The following is a 22,026-nucleotide window of genomic DNA, read 5'->3' as shown; positions in this document are numbered from 1 at the left end:
TGCCCATCTCGACTAAAGACAATTGATTTACCGAACTTGAATGTCCCATGAGAGTATAAAGTTCCTGTCCAGTTTCTAACGCCCAAACTTTAATCGTATAATCATCATTACCACAGGCAAGCCATTTCCCATCAGGACTAAATGCAATTGATTTTACGCCATTAAACCAGGCAAAGTTTTTAGCCAGAATTCCCATCTCTGACCCGTTTTTAATTGCCAAAGTCGGAGGGTTTGGTCATCACTTCCACTGGCAAAAATCCCTCCCTGGGGACTAATCGCCACCGCATTAACCTTACCTGAATGACCAGTTAAGGTTTGTACACAATGCCAGTTCTGGGTAATTACACCAGACTCGGTGCGGGTTTCCAGTGTGGTTAGCCCCGTCCATAGGTCTTGCAGAGAATTACCAATTGATGAATATTTTTGCCCACTCCCTGGAGTCCGGCGTCAAGTTCATGTCTTACCATACTGGTATTTTGTAACAAAGCCTTGACGCTGGAGTATCCATCCTTCAATGTGCTAAGATAATCCAAATTAAACCGAAAACTCTTAGCGCCACTCAAAGCTGTTACCGCAGCTCTGAGCAGCTAACCCCCAAACTGACCAGACCAGTCTGGAAGCTAGAAGAAATAGTAACACTCCTCTAGCCACTCCGACTTCTTATGGCAACTTGTGCGGGGTGGCTAAGATTTTGGGTCAATTGATTTAGGGTTGAGGATTTGGGCGTTTTTCCAGGCAAAAAAGCCGAGATTGCCAGAAATCCAACATCAACTGTCCTAAATCAAGCCAACGCTACCGCTCATGCCCAAATTAGGAGTGATTTACCATGTCTCGGAACTTAATCACGGCTGGAATAATTGATCCTCGCCAATTTTCTCTGGACGAAGTACGCCATCAAGTCGCTACATTTCTTAACATTCCCCTCCAGCAAATCGATCGCGTCGAATGCTGGCATCACCAAATCTGGGTCAAGCTAGTGGAATCCCGTGCTATCTTTGTCAGTTATCGCAACTTGCCCCTTTGGATTGAGGCGGGATTAGCCGCGATTGGGCGCTGTACCTCTCGTTCCCAGTTGGATGAATTAGGGGAAATCTTCCGCCGTGAACGTGACTGGTATGATCAGCATGAGCAACCAGAAGCCGTGCAACCCTGGCGTCAGGCGTGGGCGCAACAGGCTGAATCCCTGAGAAACGAGGAAGAACGCCTCAAACCCATTCGTACCCATCAGCAAGCCGGACAGGATTGGTATGGGGCTTGGAAACGGGTACTCTACTGTTGCCGAGATTTTAACCGACTTCAGGGATTAGTCGGGGAAATCAATCAACAAAGTCAGGAGTTTCAGGATTTACCTGAGATTATGCAAAAAATGCAGCAATTGTGGCATCAGCGCTGGCAAGATCTATCGAGTGCGATCGCCTAAACCGTAGGGGCTTGGTTACCAAGCCCGTACCAAGCCTACGGGGGGTGTGACTACATATAGGGTGTAGTTGGATGATGTATCCTTATATGTGGGGTAGCCAGGGTCAATCTGGATGCATCGGGAATGCTATTAGACCCGTCAGCTTACCATGGATGTGAGCGATCGCACCCCTTAACGGAATCCTTATCTCTCTTTGTCCTATGTCCTTCGTCGGTCTACATATTCACAGTGACTACAGCTTACTTGATGGCGCGTCCCAGCTACCGCAACTGGTGGATCGGGCGGTGGAATTAGGAATGAGTGCGATCGCCCTGACGGATCATGGGGTGATGTATGGCGCGATCGAGTTGATTAAAGTCTGTCGGGGGAAAGGGATTAAGCCGATTATCGGCAATGAGATGTATGTGATTAATGGGGATATTCAAGATAAGACGAAGAAGAAACAGCGCAAATACCATCAAGTTGTCTTGGCGAAAAATACCCAAGGCTATAAAAATTTAGTTAAACTGACGACAATTTCTCATCTGAAAGGAATCCAAGGAACAGGAATTTTTCAGCGTCCTTGTATTAATAAAGAATTCCTCCAACAGTACCGTGATGGATTAATCGTCACCAGTGGTTGTTTGGGCGGAGAAGTCCCCCAAGCGATTCTCAAGGGTGACGTGCAAAAGGCACGAGAGCTTGCCCAATGGTATAAAGAGGTTTTTGGTGACGATTATTATCTAGAAATTCAAGATCATGGGTCAATTGAAGACCGGATTGTTAACGTAGAAATTGTGAAAATTGCCCGTGAGTTAGAGATTAAAATCGTCGCCACCAATGATTCTCATTTTATCTCCTGTTACGATGTCGAAGCCCACGACGCCTTACTCTGCATTCAATATGGAAATTAATTTAGAAGAGAAGCGGATGCGCTACTCCGGAACCGAGTATCTCAAGTCCGCCGAGGAGATGGCACAGCTATTTCGGGATCATTTGCCCGATGAGGTGATCCAAGAGGCGATCGCGAATACATTAGAAGTCGCGGATAAGGTCAAACGCTACGACATTATGGGGGAACCACGCATCCCCAATTATCCCGTTCCCAAAGGTCACAGTGCTGATAGTTACTTAGAAGAAGTTACTTGGGATGGATTATTGGAGCGCATGGGATGTCGTTCTCGCAGTGACATCGATCTCGTCTATAAAGAACGGCTGGAATATGAGCTGAAAATGATGCAGCAGATGGGATTTTCCACCTACTTTTTAGTCGTATGGGATTATATTAAATATGCCAGAGATCAGAAGATTCCTGTCGGTCCAGGACGAGGTTCGGCGGCGGGTTCTTTAGTTGCCTATTCTCTGAAAATTACTAATATTGATCCGGTGCATCATGGGCTTTTATTTGAGCGCTTTCTCAATCCGGAACGGAAATCTATGCCTGATATTGATACAGATTTCTGTATTGAACGCCGGGATGAGGTCATTGAATATGTCACCCACAAATATGGGGCAGATCGGGTGGCACAAATTATTACATTTAACCGGATGACATCAAAGGCGGTATTAAAAGATGTCGCCAGGGTTTTGAATATTCCCTATGGGGAATCAGATCGGATGGCAAAAATGATTCCGGTTTCACGGGGAAAACCCACTAAGTTAAAGGTAATGATTTCTGAGAAAACGCCCACACCAGAGTTTAGAGATGCTTACTTAAATAACCCCGAAGTGCAGCGCTGGCTGGATATGGCAATCCGGATTGAGGGTACTAATAAAACCTTTGGCGTTCACGCGGCGGGCGTGGTAATTTCGTCCGAACCCTTAGATGAAATTGTTCCCTTGCAGGTGAATAATGAGGGGGCGGTGATTACTCAGTATTTTATGGAGGACTTAGAATCTCTCGGACTCTTGAAAATGGATTTTCTAGGTCTGAAAAATTTAACCACGATTCAGAAAACGGCGGAATTGATTCGCCAACATCAAAATATAACGTTAGATCTGGATCAGTTACCCCTGGATGAACGTAAGGCGTTTGAGATTGTGGCAAAAGGGGAAATCAAGAAAATACCTGATGACATAAAACAGACTTATACGGTTTTAGAGAAGGGCGAGTTAGAGGGAATTTTTCAATTAGAATCGTCGGGGATGCGCCAGGTGGTGCGGGAGTTGAAACCGTCGAGTATCGAAGATATTTCTTCGATTTTGGCATTGTATCGTCCGGGACCTTTGGATGCAGGTCTGATTCCTAAGTTTATTAATCGCAAACATGGAAAAGAAAAGGTTGAATATCAACATCCGTTATTAGAGCCAATTTTAAAAGAAACTTATGGGACGCTTTGTTATCAAGAGCAGATCATGAAAATGGCTCAGGATTTGGCGGGGTATTCCCTGGGTCAAGCGGATTTGCTACGCCGATGTCTGAGTGGTTCAACGGAGATTATTGATGCAGAAACGGGGCGTTTAGTGTCTCTCAAAGACATTGCATCCAAACCTGAGTATTGGTTGGGACGAGAGGTGTTGTCTCTGGATCAGGTAACGCAAAAGATTACTCAGCAACCGATTAGTGAAATTCATCCGAACGGCGTGCGAGATGTTTGGGAAATCATCACGAAAACCAATCGTAAAATTAAAGCGACAGCGGATCATCGTTTCTATTCATTATTAGGATGGCAGCCTCTGGATCAGTTTAAGGTTGGTAGTCGGATTGGACTAGCTAAGATATTACCACTGACTACCGAGAGTGATATATCAGATGCTCAAATTAAGCTAACTGCTTATCTAATAGGTGATGGTCATCTTTCGACAAAGAGTCCTTATCGAGTCCAGAATTTTGCCACGGCTTTGCAGGATAAAGCACTGATGGCAATTGCGGAATCCGATGTATTCTGGGATGAAATTGTCTCGATTGAATATGTTGGTCAAGAGGAGGTTTTCGACTTAAGTATTTCCCAGACCCATAACTTGATTGCCAATGATTTTATTGCTCATAACTGTATGGGTAAAAAGAAAGTGGCAGAAATGGAGAAACATCGAGAGATTTTTATCGATGGGGCGGCAAAAAATGGTGTAGCAAAACGGATTGCGGAAGAGTTATTCGAGCAGATGATCCTATTTGCTGAATACTGCTTGAGTTATGATACACAGATTCTCACGGTTGAATATGGTGCTGTGGCGATTGGGGAAATTGTCGAAAAGCAGATTGAGTGTACGGTTTATAGTGTGGATGAGAATGGTTATGTTTACACGCAACCCATTGCACAATGGCATAATCGCGGTGAACAAGAGGTGTTTGAATATCTGTTAGAGGATGGTGCTACGATTCGGGCGACAAAAGACCATAAGTTTATGACAGATGAGGATCAAATGTTACCGATTGATCAGATATTTGAGCAAGGCTTGGAGTTGAAGCAGGTGGAGGTATTGCAACCTGTTTTTTAAGAGAGGGGAAGCCGCAGCATTAACCAGCCTTAGGTTGATAGTCCATTTACAGGGGGAAGGGCTGTATTAACACACCATGCTACCGTTAAGGGCTTAGATTACCTTAGCCGCAACTGTAGCTTTTTAACTATTGTTTCTTTCTACGGAAGACCCGGACAAACCTAGCAGAGTATATCTGGCTCTGGTTTTGAGGATTGTCTATTGATGGACTTGTGCTAGCAAACGGTCTAGCCAGTAGGGTGGGTTAGGCGGGGGTTTAATCAAGACAATAACCCTTCAATGAAGTATCCGCCGTAACCCACCAATGTCTTGAGCAATGATGCATTATGAATGGTGCGTTACGCTTCGCTCTCCTCACGATGGCGTCGGGTTCTTCCAGACTTAGTGTGCTAAACTATCAGCTTTCAGAGTTTATAACGCTTACCAAATAAGGACTGTAGCGCCTGATTCCATTAAAACGACTTGAAATATGGGAAGAAATGCCTAAAGCTCTTACTATTCAATGTTCGGACTAATCAAACTAACAATTTAGCACCCTAAGTACAGAAGACCCCGGTTTTACCCGGTGCTAAATTGCTAAAACACTTGGATCGTAGGGGTTTATGTCCCTGCAGTACCCCTGAACGGGGGGGACTTCAGTTTAAAGATTATGTGAAGATTAAGGACTAGGTTAGTAAAGATTCTGTAAAGATGATGCTTTAATTTAAATTCATGTTAGAGTCATCTGTATTCTATTTATGCGAGAAGCGAGGTTGGGGTAAAAAATGCTATTGGGAAAAACTGATAATGATGACAATACATTAATCGTTCCCTTCAATGTTATTACACCTAACCTAGAAGTATCAGCAGCGCAAGTCACTGATGGTGATGGGAATCCGGTAACATCGGTAGCTGCCGATGAAAGAGTAACTCTGTCTTGGACAGTATTAAATAGTAGTACCACGGCAACGGCAGGAGCCAATTGGTGGGATAGAGTCTATATTTCCCAAGATACAACCCTTGATAGTTCAGATGTGCGGTTGGTGAACCAATTTATCACTTCACCTACACCGTTAGCGGCGGGAGATGATTATACAATTACCAGTAACTGGACTATTCCCGAAATTGCTACAGGGAATTATTTCTTCCTGTTTAAGGCTGATGGCAGTGAGAACCAACAAGAAACCGATGAAACTGATAATATTACGGCAATTCCGATTCAGATTGATGCACCTAACCTAGAAGTATCAGCGACACAAGTCACTGATGGGGATGGGAATCCGGTAACATCGGTAGCTGCCGATGAAAGAGTAACTCTGTCTTGGACAGTATTAAATAGTAGTACCACGGCAACGGCAGGAGCCAATTGGTGGGATAGAGTCTATATTTCCCAAGATACAACCCTTGATAGTTCAGATGTGCGGTTGGTGAACCAATTTATCACTTCACCTACACCGTTAGCGGCGGGAGATGATTATACAATTACCAGTAACTGGACTATTCCCGAAATTGCTACAGGGAATTATTTCTTCCTGTTTAAGGCTGATGGCAGTGAGAACCAACAAGAAACCGATGAAACTGATAATATTACGGCAATTCCGATTCAGATTGATGCACCTAACCTAGAAGTATCAGCGACACAAGTCACTGATGGGGATGGGAATCCGGTAACATCGGTAGCTGCCGATGAAAGAGTAACTCTGTCTTGGACAGTATTAAATAGTAGTACCACGGCAACGGCAGGAGCCAATTGGTGGGATAGAGTCTATATTTCCCAAGATACAACCCTTGATAGTTCAGATGTGCGGTTGGTGAACCAATTTATCAACTCACATACACCGTTAGCGGCGGGAGATGACTATACCATTAACCTCAATGCGACTATTCCGGAAATCGCCACAGGGAATTACTTCTTCCTGTTTAAGGCTGATGGGAATGAGCAACAGCAAGAAACCGATGAAACTGATAATATTACGGCGATTCCGATTCAGATTAGTCCGCCTGCTGACTTAGTAGTCAACTCCGTAACCGCACCAGCAACAGCCAACTTTGGCGATACCATTACTATTGATTGGCAAGTTGCCAACTCAGGAATAGGAACGGCTACCAGAACATGGCGCGATCGCGTCTTTCTTTCTAGTGATAATACTATCAGTACAGATGATACTATCTTACTGACAGAATTTGCTCCTACGACTCTCGCTTCAGGTGAAACCTACAATCAGTCAGTATCCGTTACTTTACCCTTAAATAACTCCATCACAGCGGGGACTTACTTCCTCTTGGCTGAGACGGATAACCTTGAACAACAGTTCGAGACGAACGAAACCAATAATGTTAACCTCAGCCAAATTGAACTGACAATTCCGCCAATACCAGACTTAATTGTTAGTGACATTAGCGCTCCAACTACCGCTGTTTCAGGACAAGGAATAGGGGTTTCTTGGACATTGACGAATCAAGGGGATGGCACAGCTAGTGGCACTTGGACTGACCAAGTTTTCCTCTCGGACAATCTAACCGTTGGTAACGATCAATTCCTCGATTCCTTTACTTTTACCGGGACTCTTGCACCCGGAGCATCGATAACTCGTACCCAGATAGTAACTGCGCCAATTGATTTAGCAGGCGATCACTATTTCGTTGTTAACACGGATACAAATAACCAAATCTTTGAGTTTACTGAGGACAATAATAACAGCGCGATCGCTGACCAGGTAATCAGCTTAGAATTGTTCCCTACTGCCAACCTGCAAGTAACCAGTGTTACAGCGCCGACAACAGCCTTCTCTAGTCAGGAAACCGTTATCGAATGGATTGTCACCAATAGCGGCACAGCGGCTACCAGTACACCGATTTGGACGGATCAAGTCTGGTTATCTCTAGACCAAATCTTAGATAACAATGATACGTTATTGGGTTCAACAACGAATCCCAGCTCCCTAAATGTAGGCGATAGTTATAGTAATAGTCTTACCGTTACGCTACCCCAAGAAATTGATGGTGATTACTTTTTTATTGTCCAAACTGATGCCGGAAATCAAGTCTTTGAATTAAATAACGAAACTGACAATAATGGAGTTAGTCAAATCCTCACTATTAATGACGTTAACGAATCGCCCACAATTACCTCTAACCCTACAGCTAACCTCGATGAAAACACGACTCTAGTTACCACCATTACTGCCACTGATCCTGATGGCGATATTCCTACCTTCTCGATTACTGGAGGAACCGATAGTAGTTTATTTACCATCGACGCCAACACCGGAGAATTAAGCTTTAACAACGCTCCCAACTTTGAGACTCCCCTAGATGCCGATGGGGATAACAGTTACGACGTAGAAATTACGGCTGATGATGGTAATGGCGGTAGCGATAGTCAAACCCTCACGATTACCGTTAATGACGTTAACGAATCGCCCACAATTACCTCTAACTCCACAGCTAACCTAGATGAAAACACGACTCTAGTTACCACCGTTACTGCAACTGATCCTGATGGCGATATTCCTACCTTCTCGATTACTGGAGGAACCGATAGCAGTTTATTTACCATCGACGCCAACACAGGAGAATTAAGCTTTAACAACGCTCCCAACTTTGAGTCTCCCTTAGATGCGGATGGGAATAACAGTTATGATGTAGAAATTACGGCTGATGATGGTAATGGCGGTAGCGATAGTCAAACCCTCACGATTACTGTTAATGGCGTTAACGAATCGCCCACGATTACCTCTAACTCCACAGCTAACCTCGATGAAAACACGACTCTAGTTACCACCATTACGGCAACTGATCCTGATGGCGATATTCCTACCTTCTCGATTACCGGAGGAACCGATAGCAGTCTCTTTACCCTTGACGCTAATACAGGAGAATTAAGCTTTAACAACGCTCCCAACTTTGAGTCTCCCCTAGATGCCGATGGGGATAACAGTTATGATGTAGAAATTACGGCTGATGATGGGAATGGCGGTAGCGATAGTCAAACCCTCACAATTACTGTTAATAACATTAACGAAAGTCCCATTGCTAACAACGATAACTTCAGCACTGATGAAGCTACCGCCTTCACAACTGCCAATGTTTTAGACAACGATAATGACCCCGATTCTAGCGATACAATCAGCATTTCTACCCTTGATACTACAACCACTTTAGGTTTAGTCATCAATAACGACGATGGCACATTCCACTACAATCCAAATGGTCAATTTGAATTCCTGGCTGTCGGAGAAACCGCTATTGATAACTTTAGCTACACAATCGATGATGGTAACGGCAACACTGACACCGCCACCGTTAACATTACCATCAACGGCGTTAACGATATTCCCATTGCCAATGATGATAATTTCACCATCAACGAAGACTCTGCTTTCACCACAGCCAACTTCTTAAACAATGACAGCGACATCGACAGCAATGATACTCTTACCTTCGCCAGTATCGATACCAGCAATACCCTCGGCACCGTCACGCTGAATGCCGATAATACCCTCACCTACAACCCCAATCATGCCTTCGCTTTTCTTACCCAAGGAGAAACCGCTACCGACAGCTTCATCTACACCCTAGACGACGGCAACGGTGGCATCGATACCGCTACAGTCACCGTCACCATTAATGGTAGTAACGACGCACCCACCCTGAGTACCATTAACAAATCCGGGGATGAAGACACGACGATTTCCTTCACGGCGACTGACTTTACCACTGTATTTAATGATCCGGAAGGTGATAGTCTCAGTCACATTAATATCCTGTCTCTCCCGGCTAACGGTGTCCTCAGTTTAAATAATACCGCCGTAACCCCAGGAGAAACGATTGCCGCCGCCAACCTAGATAACCTCAGCTTTACCCCCGATGCCAACTTCAACGGCACCACCAGCTTTATTTGGAATGCCTCTGATGGTTCCCTATTTGCTGCGGGTGCCGCGATTAATCTAACCATTAACTCAGTTAACGATGATCCGGTGAGTGGAGATGATAGTGTCACAATCCTACAAGACACAACGGTAACGATTGATGTCTTGGCTAATGATAGTGATCCGGTAGAAGGAGACTCTGTATTTATAGACAGCTTTGATGCCATTTCCCTTCTAGGTAGCACAATTAGCCAAGATGATAATGGCACACCTAATGACTTAACGGATGATCAACTCGTTTATACGCCTGAATTTGGCTTTGTCGGCACCGATAGCTTCACTTACACAATCTCCGATGGGAATGGGGGAACATCCACCGCCACTGTGGATGTCATCGTCGAACCGATCCAGGATATGACTCTCTTGGGCACTCCCCTAGACGATACCCTTGTCGCTAATATCGGTGACGACACTCTTTTCGGTTTCACGGGTGAGGATATCCTGAATGGAAAAGCTGGCGATGATGTTGCTGATGGTGGTGCTGATGATGATCAGCTTCAGGGAGAGGCTGGAAATGATACTCTTCTAGGTAACTCAGGTGACGACTTCCTTGATGGCGGAGAGGATGATGACATCTTAAACGGCGATACCGGAGATGACATCCTGCTTGGTGGTTTAGGTAACGATACCCTCAACGGCGGTGCGGATCGTGACTTCCTCAGTGGGGGAGTAGGAGACGATCTCCTGGATGGTGGCACCGGTAGCGATCGCCTATTTGGTGGTGCTGGTGCCGATAAGTTCCTGTTACAATCGGGTACGGGAGGGGATCTGATTTTTGATTTTAGCGATGGTGAGGATTCATTTTTACTCACCGATGGTCTAACCTTCGGGCAGTTAAGTATTATATCTAATGGTTACAGTACCTTAATTCGTGATAATGACACCAGTGAAATATTGGTGACAGTTTTAGGTGTATCGGACTCTTTAATTACTGAAGCTGACTTTACATAAGATGGCAGTTAATGAGGTCCTACTTTATCCCAGTAGACACATCCCTGAAGTCCACTACACCCAGTCTGAAACCAGAAACATAAGCTTTGTTGGTAATGTAACGCACTTGCTCAGAATCTATGCAGAAGCACAAAAGGTGTCTAAAGCTTCTGTGCAAAAATCAACTTAATAGTGACTGTATGGACAGGATGCGATCGCTCCCTACTTCAGCATCCTCACGCTTGCAGTTTATCGGGGCGATCGCCGTGTGAAGTTGCTAGCAGGCGAAATTATTGAAATGAGTTGAGAAACCCCGATTCATTACAATACGCCAAAGCGATAGACTTAACTAATATATCTAACAGGGAACAATTTATATTCTCAAATGATTTTTCTAAAAGTGAGATTTATTCTCGGCTGAATCACTTTATTTGTTTTTGGTATTTGGTGCTGCCAAAAATGTTGAGTCTCTCCTTTCATCAGTAAGAGGCTGCCTCTATTTAGTTCAATATTAAATTTCAATTCTTTTTTGTATTTATGCCTAAACATAAAACGCCGATTCCCTCCAAAGCTCACAGAGGCTATTACAGGATTTTTCCCCAGTTCTGGCTCATCATCACTATGCCAAGATATGCTATCCTTGCCATCACGGTATAGATTGAGTAAAACACTATTAAATACCTCGTTACTTATCTCCTCAATCTGAAGCTTGATACTTTTCAAAATAGGAATCCAAGGTTGAGGCTCCATTTTAATTTTTGAGTAAGTGTAAGCTCTCCCTTCATCTCCATACCAAGCAGTAAGCCTTGGTAGTGAAATTTGCCTACTATATAGTGATGTTGTTTCTTGCTTCCAAGCCACAGTCCTGTAAAGCTTAGAAAATATTTTTTCACTTTCATCTTTACGGAAAAAATTGTAATACATCATCACTTCAGCATCAGGCATAGGTAATAATTCCCTATAGTTAGGCTGATTTTCTTCTGATTCTTTGAATAACGAGATTTGTGTGTACATAGAATTGATACTAATTACTACTCAAATTATCTAATATTGTAGAGGATATATTACTTATTTTAAATAAAGATTATTAGAAAAATAAGTATAGCAATTTGCTAGACGTGCATTTACAACTCCCGTATCTGAAGCTGAGTCCAGATGGGATGTTCGTACATAGACCAGCGCGAAGCGCTATAATTATACGTAGGCTTCTAACTGACAGTTAAGTTATGCTTACAATATAGTAATCCTAAATAGGATGCAACAAGTGAAAAGCTTAAAACTCAGGTAGAGCAAGGCTTTCATTGGTGAAAATTACCACAACCTAAATAGAATTGCTATAGTATCATTAAATCTAGGAGATAAATAGCAGTGAATTGTTTTCAAATCATTAAATCCGTTCTTGATGAAGCCTATAGTCAAATATCAGGAAATGAAGAAGAGAAAGATAGTTTTATCAAGGCTAAACTAGATGAATTAATCGAAAATTACAAAAGATTATTGGATGGGATTCAGATAGACTACAGCAATCCTATCACTAGATTCGCATACATTTATAAATACGTGACATCCCACGCTAATTTAGTATATACCATCATTGAAGACAGTGATGAACTTAACAGAATTTTCGATCAAGAAAAAGTAAATGTAGCTTGTATTGGAGGAGGTCCAGGTAGTGACTTCTTAGGAATTCTTAAATACTTGATGAGAAATGAAAAAACACCAAAGGTGAAGTTTCAGCTTTGTGACAGAGAAAAAACATGGGCAGAATCCTGGAGTGATGTAGATGATAAAGTTGATCCGAAGTTCACTATATCTACTTCCTACTTACCTCTCGATGTAACAGATCCTTTAGATTGGCGTTCTCACACAAAGTACTTTCAATCAGATATTTTTACAATGATATATTTTATGTCAGAGTTAAGTTCACTACGTGACGATGCAAATGAATATTTTTCCAATTTATTTAGCGCAGTAAAGTCTAATGCATTATTTCTGTTTATTGACAATAATAATCCCGAATTTTATGACTGGTTTGATGAGTTAGCGAAAGAACACGGTCTTGAAATTATGGAAAGTAGAGAAACTGATATGATTGTTCCGTTTGATGAGAACAAGTCTGATCTGGGTGAGTATTACGACAAGTTTTCATATCCCAAGCTTAGGGCTAATGTTGCATACAGAATTGGTCGCAAAATTTAGTTTAAATGAGAGGAGTGATGGGATTAAAATTTACCCTCTTGCAAAGCGCCAATCTTAGGTAACTCCTTCCACTCCGGCTCAATGGGTGAATAACGGCAATAGCACACAACAATCTCATCATACTCAGCCGAGTCAACCGACTTAAATCGCTCAACCCGACTCACTTCCCAGTTAGACCAACGAACATGAGTGCTAGCATCGGGGAAGTTCGGATCAACCGACTCTTGAAAGCGGGCAAACTCACGCGGGCGATCGCCTGGTTCTGGCAATGCCTTGTCAGAACAATCCAAATACTCAGCCAGCATCCGGGTTAAGTGTGCAGCAGGCTGCAACTTACGTTCCTTCCACCCCTTGGATGAAGCTGATTCAGTTTTGAAGACAATCCATCTCTTCACAAGTTATTTCTCCCTCTCATGTTTGGGTTCATAGGGACTAGGTGGGAACTCGGTTTCACCCTCAAAAACACAGTCAACCTCAAGCATCGGATCGCCAGTTTCCTCAATCCTGACAAGGTTCCAGCCGTACTTATCAGCCATGTCCTCACACTTATCAGGGTTAGTTGCGCCATGCCGTGAGACGTTCTCATCCGGGTCGTACCGTGGGCTTCTGGTCATTGGTCATTGATACTTCATTGTAAGTTAGTTTATACCAAGTTGCAGTCTAAGGTAGAATCTGTCATGGTTCGCGAAATCCTTCCCTTCTGCCTTCTGCCTTCTGCCCTCTGCCTTGTCTCAACCGATTGTGTAAGTATTCCAACGGACATGATATCACTCAGGGTGCAGGAGAACCATCGCGGCTGCTACTCTTGAGCAACGGAAACGCAATCACATCCCGAATACTCGCCGAATCCGTCAATAACATCACTAAACGGTCAATACCAATTCCTAACCCCCCTGTTGGTGGCATTCCATACTCTAACGCCGCGAGAAAGTCTTCATCAACCCCTTGGGCTTCCAAGTCTCCAGCCGCTTTCCGCGCAGCTTGCGCTTCTAAGCGTTCCCGTTGATCAATCGGATCAGTTAATTCAGAAAAGCTATTCGCCGTTTCTCGTCCAGCCATAAATAACTCAAAGCGTTCCACTAATCCTGGCTTGGAACGATGAGGTTTTGCCAGAGGCGAAATTTCAATCGGGAAATCAACAATAAATGTGGGCTGAATCAGGGTTTCCTCACATTTTTGCTCGAAGCATTCATTGAGCAGTTTCCCCAATGATGGACAATCTTCTACCCCTTCAATCCCCACCTTTTTAGCCGCAATTTTTGCTTCATCGAATGTCTTGAACTGATTAAAATCTAACCCTGTCACCTCTTGCACCAACTCATGCATCGTGACACGACGCCAAGGCGGTGTGAAGTCAATTGTTTCACCTTGATAAGTAATTTCCAGAGTTGTCAAACTCTCTTGAGTGACGGTAGTTATTAAATTTTCCGTCAACGTCATCATATCGTTATAGTCGGCGTAAGCCTGGTACACCTCAATTGAGGTAAATTCTGGATTGTGGCGCGTGGAAATTCCCTCGTTTCGGAAAATTCGCCCCAACTCAAATACTTTTTCAAATCCGCCCACAATTAACCGCTTCAGGTGGAGTTCTGTGGCAATTCGCAGGTACAACTCCATCTCTAGGGTATTGTGATAGGTGATAAAAGGACGGGCTTCTGCACCGCCTGCTTCTGTACTAAAGACAGGGGTTTCAATTTCAATAAAGCCACGATCCTCTAAATAGCGGCGAATGGCGGCGGTAATTTTAGCACGGCGGCGGAAGGTTTCCCGAACGGTGGGATTCACCATCAAGTCCACATAACGCTGGCGATAGCGCTTTTCGGTATCGGTGAGACCATGCCATTTATCGGGTAAGGGTAATAGGGATTTGGTCAGAATAGCATATTCACTGACATAGACCGAGAGTTCCCCTTTATCGGTGCGCTTAATTGTCCCCTTTACGCCTAAAATGTCGCCAATATCCGTGAGTTGCTTGAGAGGGGTGAACGGATTCGGCAGATCTGTCATAGTTGCGGTAATCCGCTTTTTGTCCAGATAGAGTTGAATCGTTCCGGTTTCGTCTTGGAGATTGAAAAATGCCAACTTGCCAAAGACACGACGCGCTAAAATACGACCTGCGATCGCGACTTCAAAGTCAACTTCTTCACCATTCCCTAGATCCGCGAACTTCTCTTGCAGTTCAGCCGCCTGGTGAGTAGACTGCCAGTGATAGGCATACGGCTCAATTCCCAACGCTTTAAGCTGTTGGACTTTTTCCAAACGGGTAGCACGAATTTCTTCCAGAGTGTTTTGGCGATCGGGTGGGGACTGCTCAGGGGACATAATAGGGAACTGCTCGATGCTAATCTTGTAGGATATCGGAAATCTATCTTAACATTCGACAGAACAGATGACCGGAGCAATCATGCGATCGCACCGAACAACCCGATTCTCGCCCTGATGTAACCGAACACGGTAAATCAATCTAGAATACGCGATCGCTTCAGATGGCAAGTGCTATCAATTTTCTGACTGAATTGGATCGCCTGGTGGTGGATGTCGCCCTACAGCTTTGTCCGCCGCGCGAATATTAATGACTCTTTCTCGATTTAAGGCTAATGCTGTAAGCTGTTCGGCATTTAAACCTTAATATCAATAAGGGCGAAATTCTTGTAGTGCGTTAAGCGAAGCCATGCCGCAGGCTTTGCATCTTGCTCGCTACCCATTCCCAATTTAAATGCATGACAGCTTAACCGTTGTCCGTCCAACTGGGGTTAAACCGATGATGAATAGTCCATCCGCTGACCAAATAAATTGATTACTCCAATTATCTTGTCTGGGGTTAAACAGGGGGACTTCTGCCTCTGACTGAGGATCGATAGCTGTCATTCGATCTGATTTCTTGCGGTTACAATGGAAGCAAGCTAAAGCCAAATTGTCAAGAGTATCAGCTCCATTTTTCGCGAGTGGAATGATATGCTCGATAGTAAAGGTTACATATTGCCATTGTTCAGAAGCATGACAGTATTCGCATAAAAGATTAGCCCGCTGACGAACTTGGTATTGGATCGTTTCAGGAATTGGACGACGAGCAGACATCGTTTATAAATCGGATTGATTTTGGTTTAAATAAAGATTGCGAACAGTCCGATTTATAAAACCGAGATAGTCATCAATTTCTTTATATAAATCTAGTTCTTGTTCTTCTTCATTATTGAGTGGTAATTTTTGTTGTTTCTCTAATAGTGTGTTAATCCGTTCTTGAACAGTAATGGATGCCCGAAATAGAGGAATTCCTTCAACTAATTCAATGCAAACCGCTCCTTCAACAGGGAAACTATTTGGTAAATTGTGCAATTTAGGTAAAGCTAGCATATTTTTTTTGTGTCGTTTTTTAGGTTGAATTATAAGTGTCACAATAGGGTGACAGGCTAAATTTGAACGTAATCCTTGGGCGTCAATCCCCAGATGCAGATGCATGAAACTCTCACAAGCGGGTGTGGCTTGTCGAGACGTGCGAAACTCTATCATCCATAATTTGGCTAAAGAGTCCTGTCAACTTCATGAGATTCAGCCCATGTTGCCACATTGACGGCGCAAATCGTCCCACCGTCAACGCCGCAGGAGGTATTCAAGATACAGTCGAGGCAGAACCGGATACCAGTAGTATTGATGCCAGAGAAGCGACAGCGCTAGAGCAGCCAGAGGCGGGAGAGCCAACCGATGTCAATGCCGAGGGAGCTGTTCCCCAACCAAGGAGTGAGGCTGAAGTATCCGCACCGCTACAGGCAAATAGCCAAGAACTCGACCAGCAGATGGCGGCAGAAAATGTCACCGAGGAACAACTGGCGAATTCTAATGAACCGGAATTTATTGCCGCACTAGATGCCAAGAGACAGGCACAGGATCATGCGGCGACAGCACCTACTGCCTATCGTGCCGAGGAGCAAGGGATATTAACTCAGGGGCAAACTGAGGCTCAAACCATGGCTCAAACCCAGTTAGGGGAAATGCATGGTCAGCGGGAGCAACAGTTAAATGAGGTGATGGGGCTTCAAGATGAAACAAAGAGCCAAGATGAACAGGAACGAACTAGAGTCGCTAATGAAATTAATGGCATTTATGAGCAAACAAAGACAGATGTTGAAACGATACTCAGTGATTTAGATACAGAAGTCACTAATAAATTTGACGCTGGTGCAGCAGCAGCCAAGCAAAAGTTTGAGGCTTACGTTAGTGAAAACATGGAAGCCTACAAACAAGAACGTTACGGTGAGTTGTGGGATATTACAGGCTACGATGAACGGTTCGGTGATGCGGTATTTGGCTTGCCGCCAGAGGTGAACCAATTCTTTGTCGATGGGCGGCAATTATATATCGATGAGATGGATATCGCTCTCACCGATATTGCCAATTATGTTGCTGAAAAACTCAATGAGGCGAAAGAACGAATTGATCAAGGCAAGCAGGAGATTCAGGAATATGTGGCTGGGTTGCCAGACAATCTCCGACAGGTTGGAGAAGATGCAGCACAGAACATTCAAAGCCAATTTGATCAGTTAGAGGAAAGTGTTAATAATAAGCAAAATGAGTTAATCGACTCATTGGCACAACAGTACAGCACGAGTCTGCAAGAGGTTGACGCTCGCATTGAGGAGATGAAAGCGGAAAATCGAGGTTTAGTCAACCAATTCACGGATATGATGGGTGGGGTTTTCAACACGATTGGGCAAATCCGCTCCATGCTCGAAGGCGTGTTGGCAGGTGCGGCGGGTGCAATTGGCGCGATTCTATCAGACCCGATTGGGTTCTTGGGCAATTTAATCAGTGGGGTGAAGCAGGGCTTAGATAGCTTTGTGGGCAATATTGCAACCCACTTGCAAGGCGGACTGGTTGCCTGGTTGACGGGAACAATGGGAGGCTTGGGGATTCAGATTCCCGATGATCTGTTCAGCTTGGAGGGTATTTTTAACTTAGTCGCGCAAATACTGGGTCTAACGTGGGATTATATCCGCTCCAAGGCGGTGAGGATGTTTGGAGATCCAGTCGTGGCGGCGATGGAACAAGGATTAGAAATGTTCCAAGTCTTGCAATCTGAAGGAGCGATCGCGCTGTGGGAACAGGTTCAAGACCAGTTTACTGACTTGAAAGAGCAGGTGATTGACCAGATTAAGGATATGGTGATTACCCAAGTGATTCAGTCCGGTGTGAGCTGGATGCTAGGTCTGTTGACACCAGCCGGAGCGTTTGTCAAGGCAGCGCAGACGATTTACAACATTGTCATGTTCTTCGTCAACCGAGGTAGCCAGGTTGTCGAACTGGTGCAGGCGATAACCGAATCGATTGGTGCGATCGCATCGGGAGCGCTGGGTCAAGCGGCGAGTTTAGTTGAGTCGGCGCTGGCTAAAGCTTTACCTGTGGCGATTGGTTTCTTGGCTTCGTTGATTGGTGTCAGTGGATTGGCTCGGAAGGTACAGGATGTTGTTGAAGGGATTCGCAAGCGGATTGATGACGCGATCGAGTTTGTACTTAACAAAGCCAAGCAGATGGCGGCTAGTCTATTAAGGCGGCTGGGTATTGGTAGAGGTGAGGAAGGTGAGGAAGATGAACAAGAACAACCGCTTGATCTACCTGAAGTCCGATTCACGGATGCAACAGGGGAAAATCACCGTATGTGGATGCAGGAGAGCGGCAACCGTTACCAGCTTATGGTAGCTTCCGGAAATCCTCAGAAGGTAGAAGATGCTGTCGAGCCAGACGGTGAGTTTGCGGATTATGTGAACGAGTATCAGACCTATCAAAGTAATGGCGGAAAACAAACCATTCTACAATATGTAGAGGGGCGAGCTGCAAGGAAACTTGGTCGCCGATCAGAACAACCTGCCATAGCAGCTTACAACCGGGTTGCAGGACTTTCAGTATCAAAGAACAATACAGCAATCGAATTTCTTGCAGGTACTGCCCAGAACTTTACCATAGAGACAACGAGTAACCGTCCTAACGGTGTTCGTATTCCAGACTTTTTCAGCCAAGGACAGGTAGTAGGAGAAATAAAGAATGTAGAGAGACAAGATTACGATTCACAAATGAAGGACAATGTTCGGATAGCAAGGGGAGATCGGGTGAGGCTTCAGGGTATGCAAGAACTTCTACCACCTACAAATCGTTTTGACCTAGTGGTTCGTACACCATCCGAGGCGCACCCGAATGGAACCCATGTTTCGAGTCCACTTCGAGGGGCAATCGCAGCAGCAGGTGGTCAGGTTTATGAATTGATATAGGAGAAAAGGATGAGTAATAAGTTTCAAGTAGCTATATATACATCGCAACAGCTATCAGATCCAAAAAAGATGCAGGTACTTTGGCGCTTGTTAGACGATCCAATTGTCAGCCCGAAACGTTATGATTCAGTAGAACGGGCAAAAATTTCGTTCAGCCCTGATGCAGTTGAATCGGCTGCTCAACTGTATCAAAATGAAGGACTCCTATTTGTACGAGGTAAAAAAGATGGCTTCTTAGGAGTCTTTAGCGACCAACTACATGGACTTTCAAAGTGGGATATTTGGCTAAATGTTAGCGCAATGCAGGGAAAAAAGAGAAAACGTTGGTTAAACTGGATTTTTAGTTTGTGTGGAGAGTTGCCTGTTCTCTACGGAGGTGGTTTTCCCATGGAAGAATATGATGCTAAGCATACCAATGTCAAGAAACTTCCAGGCGGTGGCCGGATTTCTGGCACAATCGGCGTATCGATATTGGAATTCTATCAGTACCTTCCTGGTTTGTATTGGCTGACTATATTTGGTACGGAACTCGTCCGAGCTTTTGGCGAATCAAAGCTTCTGGCATTACCTAAGGTTGAAAGCTTTTCCCTTGATTCCCATCAAGTTGCTATTTGTTTGAATGAGCCAGTCCTTCCAGATAATATGGAACAGCGCCTGCACAGTGAGAGTCAACTTGCTGATCTAGTGGGCGCACAATTTTTCTTTGACCGGAATAGAACAGGCTTACAATTTGAACAAGTGCCACAGTTGGCTAAAACTTTGAAGAATATTTCGTCAAAGGAAGCGGTTGCTCATGAGGACTTACCGGAGCCAGGGGCTTTGTCCCAGGTTGAATTCAAAAACTTTGGAAATCAAGTAATATTATCTCCAGACGGTATACCTTATGCAAATCCGTCAGATTTAGCAGAGCAGCTAGTAGTTTTCCTTCATACTGATGTTGAAGAGGTTTTTACCTATTCACGCTCTGCTTTAGAAAAGTTGGATACTTTTTTTACTGAGCATCCACAAAAACTCGAATATAAAGAACAACATCTCCAGAAGGAGTTTATTCCGGCTCTAGGAGCTTATCTAGGGGAAGTGATAGTGCAAGAGTTGGGAGGAGATTGGTTAGTTAGAGAACCTCTTTTGAAAAGTACAGTTACAATCAATGACAGAGAAGTTGCTCCGTTCCAGTATGCATACCAAGTTGTTTATGATGATAAAAAACTTTTGGATCTATACAATTCTATGCTTCAATAAAACAGATAAGTAGAATTTGCTTCACAAATCCAAAACCATTATCAATTAATACATTGATACGTATTGACAGTTGCTTAAAATGCTGGAATTTACTCTGATATAATATAAGTCTTCCATTATACTATCAAAGTTGATCGTACTGTTTTCCAAAGGTTGTACAAATGAATATACAAAAGGATATTTACCGTGAGTAACGCCTAAAAAATTATCTCCTATTGATTTTTCTTCAACATCAAGTTCATTTTGTATTAGGCTTAATTGATATCCTTGTATTTGTTTGCTGTTGTATACTTGTTTAAGTTGTTCCTTTGATTTTTGGATAGCTTTTCTACACATATCTAAATTTCCAACAGAATCATAATGGATATATTCATGAGCAAACTGACTAATCATTTTTATCCTGCCTAATGGGTTGATAGTAAACACGCATAGAGCAACGCTTTATTCAAATTATAGTTTAAACAACATCGGCATAACCTTCCATGACCACAAAGACAGACAATCATCAACTGGAGAGCGAGTTAACGCTACTTACTCGCACCACTACCCCCCTCACCCTTCACACCATCACCCTGTCCCTAAGTAAAGATAACGATCAACTCATCGAGTGTCGTTTCACCTTCAAGGTTAACCTTGAACTCTATGAACGCATCGACACCCAAGCCTTATTCAACCTTAAACCTGAAATACGAGGTAATTTATCCTCTGGTAAATTCCTCCCTGAACCCGACATCACCATCGAAACCAGTCTAAAACCCGACTTACTTCGACACCTAACAGAACACACGGCCGATGCAAACCAAGCTGCAACCTATCTCCTGAATCTTAGCCAAGAACAACCCAACCACCCCCTGCTTTCTACTGAAAATTGGTTAGCATTATCCGTCAAACAACAACAAAAATCAGGCGAAACAGGTTACAGTACAATCTGGGCTTATATTAATCCCTCCGCACTGGCTTCTGGTGCAACATCCAGTGAAGAAATGAATCAAGCCGTTGCTAAATTTTTCAAAGATTGGACAGAGACTAACTTATCTGCCGTCACGCAAAAAGCAACATCTCAGATGCTTGATGGAATGCTCAATTTCTTTAAAGAATTAGCTGATGTCAGTCTGGATGCCCTAGAAAAGCAAGTACCTAACACCATTACCGAACCTGAACCATCCAGCATCCAGATTTTTGCGGAAATGGTCAATTTCTTTAAACAGGATGATTGGTCTTTTTACCAGATCAAAGGACAACCTGTATTACAAATGGGATTTCAGGGTAAAAATGGTCAATGGACTTGCTACGCTAGAGCGAGAGAAAACGAACAGCAATTCGTCTTTTACTCAATTTGCCCAGTTACAGTACCTAAAGCCAAGCGTCGAGGGTTAGCCGAATTCATCGCTAGAGCCAATTATGGCATGGTTATCGGCAATTTTGAGTTAGACTTTGCTGAAGGAGAAATTGCCTACAAAACTAGCATTGACGTTGAAGGGTCAACACTCACGTTTCCTCAAATGAAGCGCTTGGTTGACACCAACGTGGCGATGATGGATCAATATTTACCGGGAATCAAGTCTGTGATTCAGGGAGATGCATCACCAGAAGAGGCAATTTCCAAAATCGAAAAGCGGTAATCCGCGATCGCTGATTCACTTATTATGAG

Annotated in this window: 17 protein-coding genes; 8 read left to right on the top strand and 9 right to left on the bottom strand. The window is 43.8% G+C overall.

Annotated features, from left to right (window positions below):
- Together MC7420_RS38675 and MC7420_RS44215 are read right to left on the bottom strand one after the other, a co-directional pair.
- Positions 1-220, bottom strand: a 220-nt coding sequence (locus tag MC7420_RS38675; RefSeq protein ID WP_390436118.1) for a WD40 repeat domain-containing protein, incomplete at its 3' end; no start/stop codon positions are given.
- Complete coding sequence (locus tag MC7420_RS44215; RefSeq protein WP_390436122.1) at positions 154-342, bottom strand: WD40 repeat domain-containing protein; 189 nt, start codon at positions 340-342, stop codon at positions 154-156. The genes MC7420_RS38675 and MC7420_RS44215, both read right to left, overlap by 67 nt.
- A gap of 484 nt (positions 343-826) precedes the next feature.
- Here MC7420_RS44215 and MC7420_RS30220 point away from each other — a divergent pair, with 484 nt between their 5' ends.
- The 4 genes from MC7420_RS30220 to MC7420_RS30210 all read left to right on the top strand — a co-directional run bounded on the left by MC7420_RS30220 (position 827) and on the right by MC7420_RS30210 (position 10,698).
- Positions 827-1,420, top strand: a complete 594-nt coding sequence (locus MC7420_RS30220; RefSeq protein WP_006105399.1) for a hypothetical protein — start codon at positions 827-829, stop codon at positions 1,418-1,420.
- A 200-nt stretch (positions 1,421-1,620) separates the two neighbouring features.
- Positions 1,621-2,313 carry a PHP domain-containing protein gene (locus MC7420_RS43975; protein ID WP_006105455.1) on the top strand — a complete coding sequence of 231 codons (693 nt, stop codon included), beginning with the start codon at positions 1,621-1,623 and terminating at the stop codon, positions 2,311-2,313.
- Complete coding sequence (gene dnaE / locus MC7420_RS30215) at positions 2,267-4,837, top strand: DNA polymerase III subunit alpha (RefSeq protein ID WP_315897243.1); 2,571 nt, start codon at positions 2,267-2,269, stop codon at positions 4,835-4,837. The genes MC7420_RS43975 and dnaE overlap by 47 nt, the downstream gene beginning before the upstream one ends.
- A 764-nt stretch (positions 4,838-5,601) precedes the next feature.
- Entirely contained in the window at positions 5,602-10,698 is a 5,097-nt protein-coding gene (locus MC7420_RS30210; protein ID WP_044210621.1) for an Ig-like domain-containing protein, read from the top strand.
- A gap of 360 nt (positions 10,699-11,058) precedes the next feature.
- Here the strand turns inward: MC7420_RS30210 and MC7420_RS30205 are convergent, their stop codons facing one another.
- Entirely contained in the window at positions 11,059-11,691 is a 633-nt protein-coding gene (locus tag MC7420_RS30205; protein WP_044210619.1) for an alpha-ketoglutarate-dependent dioxygenase AlkB family protein, read from the bottom strand.
- A gap of 354 nt (positions 11,692-12,045) precedes the next feature.
- Here MC7420_RS30205 and MC7420_RS30200 point away from each other — a divergent pair, with 354 nt between their 5' ends.
- The gene (locus MC7420_RS30200) at positions 12,046-12,876 is read left to right on the top strand and encodes a hypothetical protein (RefSeq protein WP_006105457.1); all 831 of its coding nucleotides are present in this window, start codon (positions 12,046-12,048) and stop codon (positions 12,874-12,876) included.
- A 23-nt stretch (positions 12,877-12,899) separates the two neighbouring features.
- Here MC7420_RS30200 and MC7420_RS30195 read toward each other — a convergent pair whose 3' ends face one another.
- The 5 genes from MC7420_RS30195 to MC7420_RS44210 all read right to left on the bottom strand — a co-directional run bounded on the left by MC7420_RS30195 (position 12,900) and on the right by MC7420_RS44210 (position 16,386).
- Positions 12,900-13,271, bottom strand: a complete 372-nt coding sequence (locus MC7420_RS30195; RefSeq protein ID WP_044210617.1) for a hypothetical protein — start codon at positions 13,269-13,271, stop codon at positions 12,900-12,902.
- 3 nt (positions 13,272-13,274) lie between these two features.
- Entirely contained in the window at positions 13,275-13,490 is a 216-nt protein-coding gene (locus tag MC7420_RS30190) for a hypothetical protein (protein WP_044210616.1), read from the bottom strand.
- A 157-nt stretch (positions 13,491-13,647) separates the two neighbouring features.
- Positions 13,648-15,198, bottom strand: coding sequence for a lysine--tRNA ligase (lysS, locus tag MC7420_RS30185; RefSeq protein ID WP_006105400.1), 1,551 nt, complete (start codon positions 15,196-15,198; stop codon positions 13,648-13,650).
- Between the two features lie 390 nt (positions 15,199-15,588).
- Entirely contained in the window at positions 15,589-15,954 is a 366-nt protein-coding gene (locus MC7420_RS30180) for an HNH endonuclease (protein ID WP_083799210.1), read from the bottom strand.
- Between the two features lie 3 nt (positions 15,955-15,957).
- Positions 15,958-16,386 (bottom strand): hypothetical protein, encoded by a 429-nt coding sequence (locus MC7420_RS44210; RefSeq protein WP_232231817.1) that lies wholly within the window; start codon positions 16,384-16,386, stop codon positions 15,958-15,960.
- Between the two features lie 32 nt (positions 16,387-16,418).
- Here MC7420_RS44210 and MC7420_RS35870 point away from each other — a divergent pair, with 32 nt between their 5' ends.
- Positions 16,419-19,136, top strand: a complete 2,718-nt coding sequence (locus MC7420_RS35870; protein ID WP_006105470.1) for a putative toxin — start codon at positions 16,419-16,421, stop codon at positions 19,134-19,136.
- A gap of 9 nt (positions 19,137-19,145) precedes the next feature.
- Positions 19,146-20,375, top strand: a complete 1,230-nt coding sequence (locus MC7420_RS30165) for a hypothetical protein (RefSeq protein ID WP_006105429.1) — start codon at positions 19,146-19,148, stop codon at positions 20,373-20,375.
- 45 nt (positions 20,376-20,420) lie between these two features.
- Here MC7420_RS30165 and MC7420_RS30160 read toward each other — a convergent pair whose 3' ends face one another.
- The gene (locus MC7420_RS30160) at positions 20,421-20,768 is read right to left on the bottom strand and encodes a hypothetical protein (RefSeq protein ID WP_044210615.1); all 348 of its coding nucleotides are present in this window, start codon (positions 20,766-20,768) and stop codon (positions 20,421-20,423) included.
- A gap of 89 nt (positions 20,769-20,857) precedes the next feature.
- Here MC7420_RS30160 and MC7420_RS38665 point away from each other — a divergent pair, with 89 nt between their 5' ends.
- Entirely contained in the window at positions 20,858-21,997 is a 1,140-nt protein-coding gene (locus MC7420_RS38665; RefSeq protein ID WP_006105461.1) for a type III secretion system chaperone family protein, read from the top strand.
- The last annotated feature ends 29 nt before the right edge of the window (positions 21,998-22,026 follow it).

This window comes from Coleofasciculus chthonoplastes PCC 7420, assembly GCF_000155555.1.
Taxonomy (GTDB): Bacteria; Cyanobacteriota; Cyanobacteriia; order Cyanobacteriales; family Coleofasciculaceae; genus Coleofasciculus; species Coleofasciculus chthonoplastes_A.
This window is presented reverse-complemented; position numbering and strand designations above follow the sequence as displayed.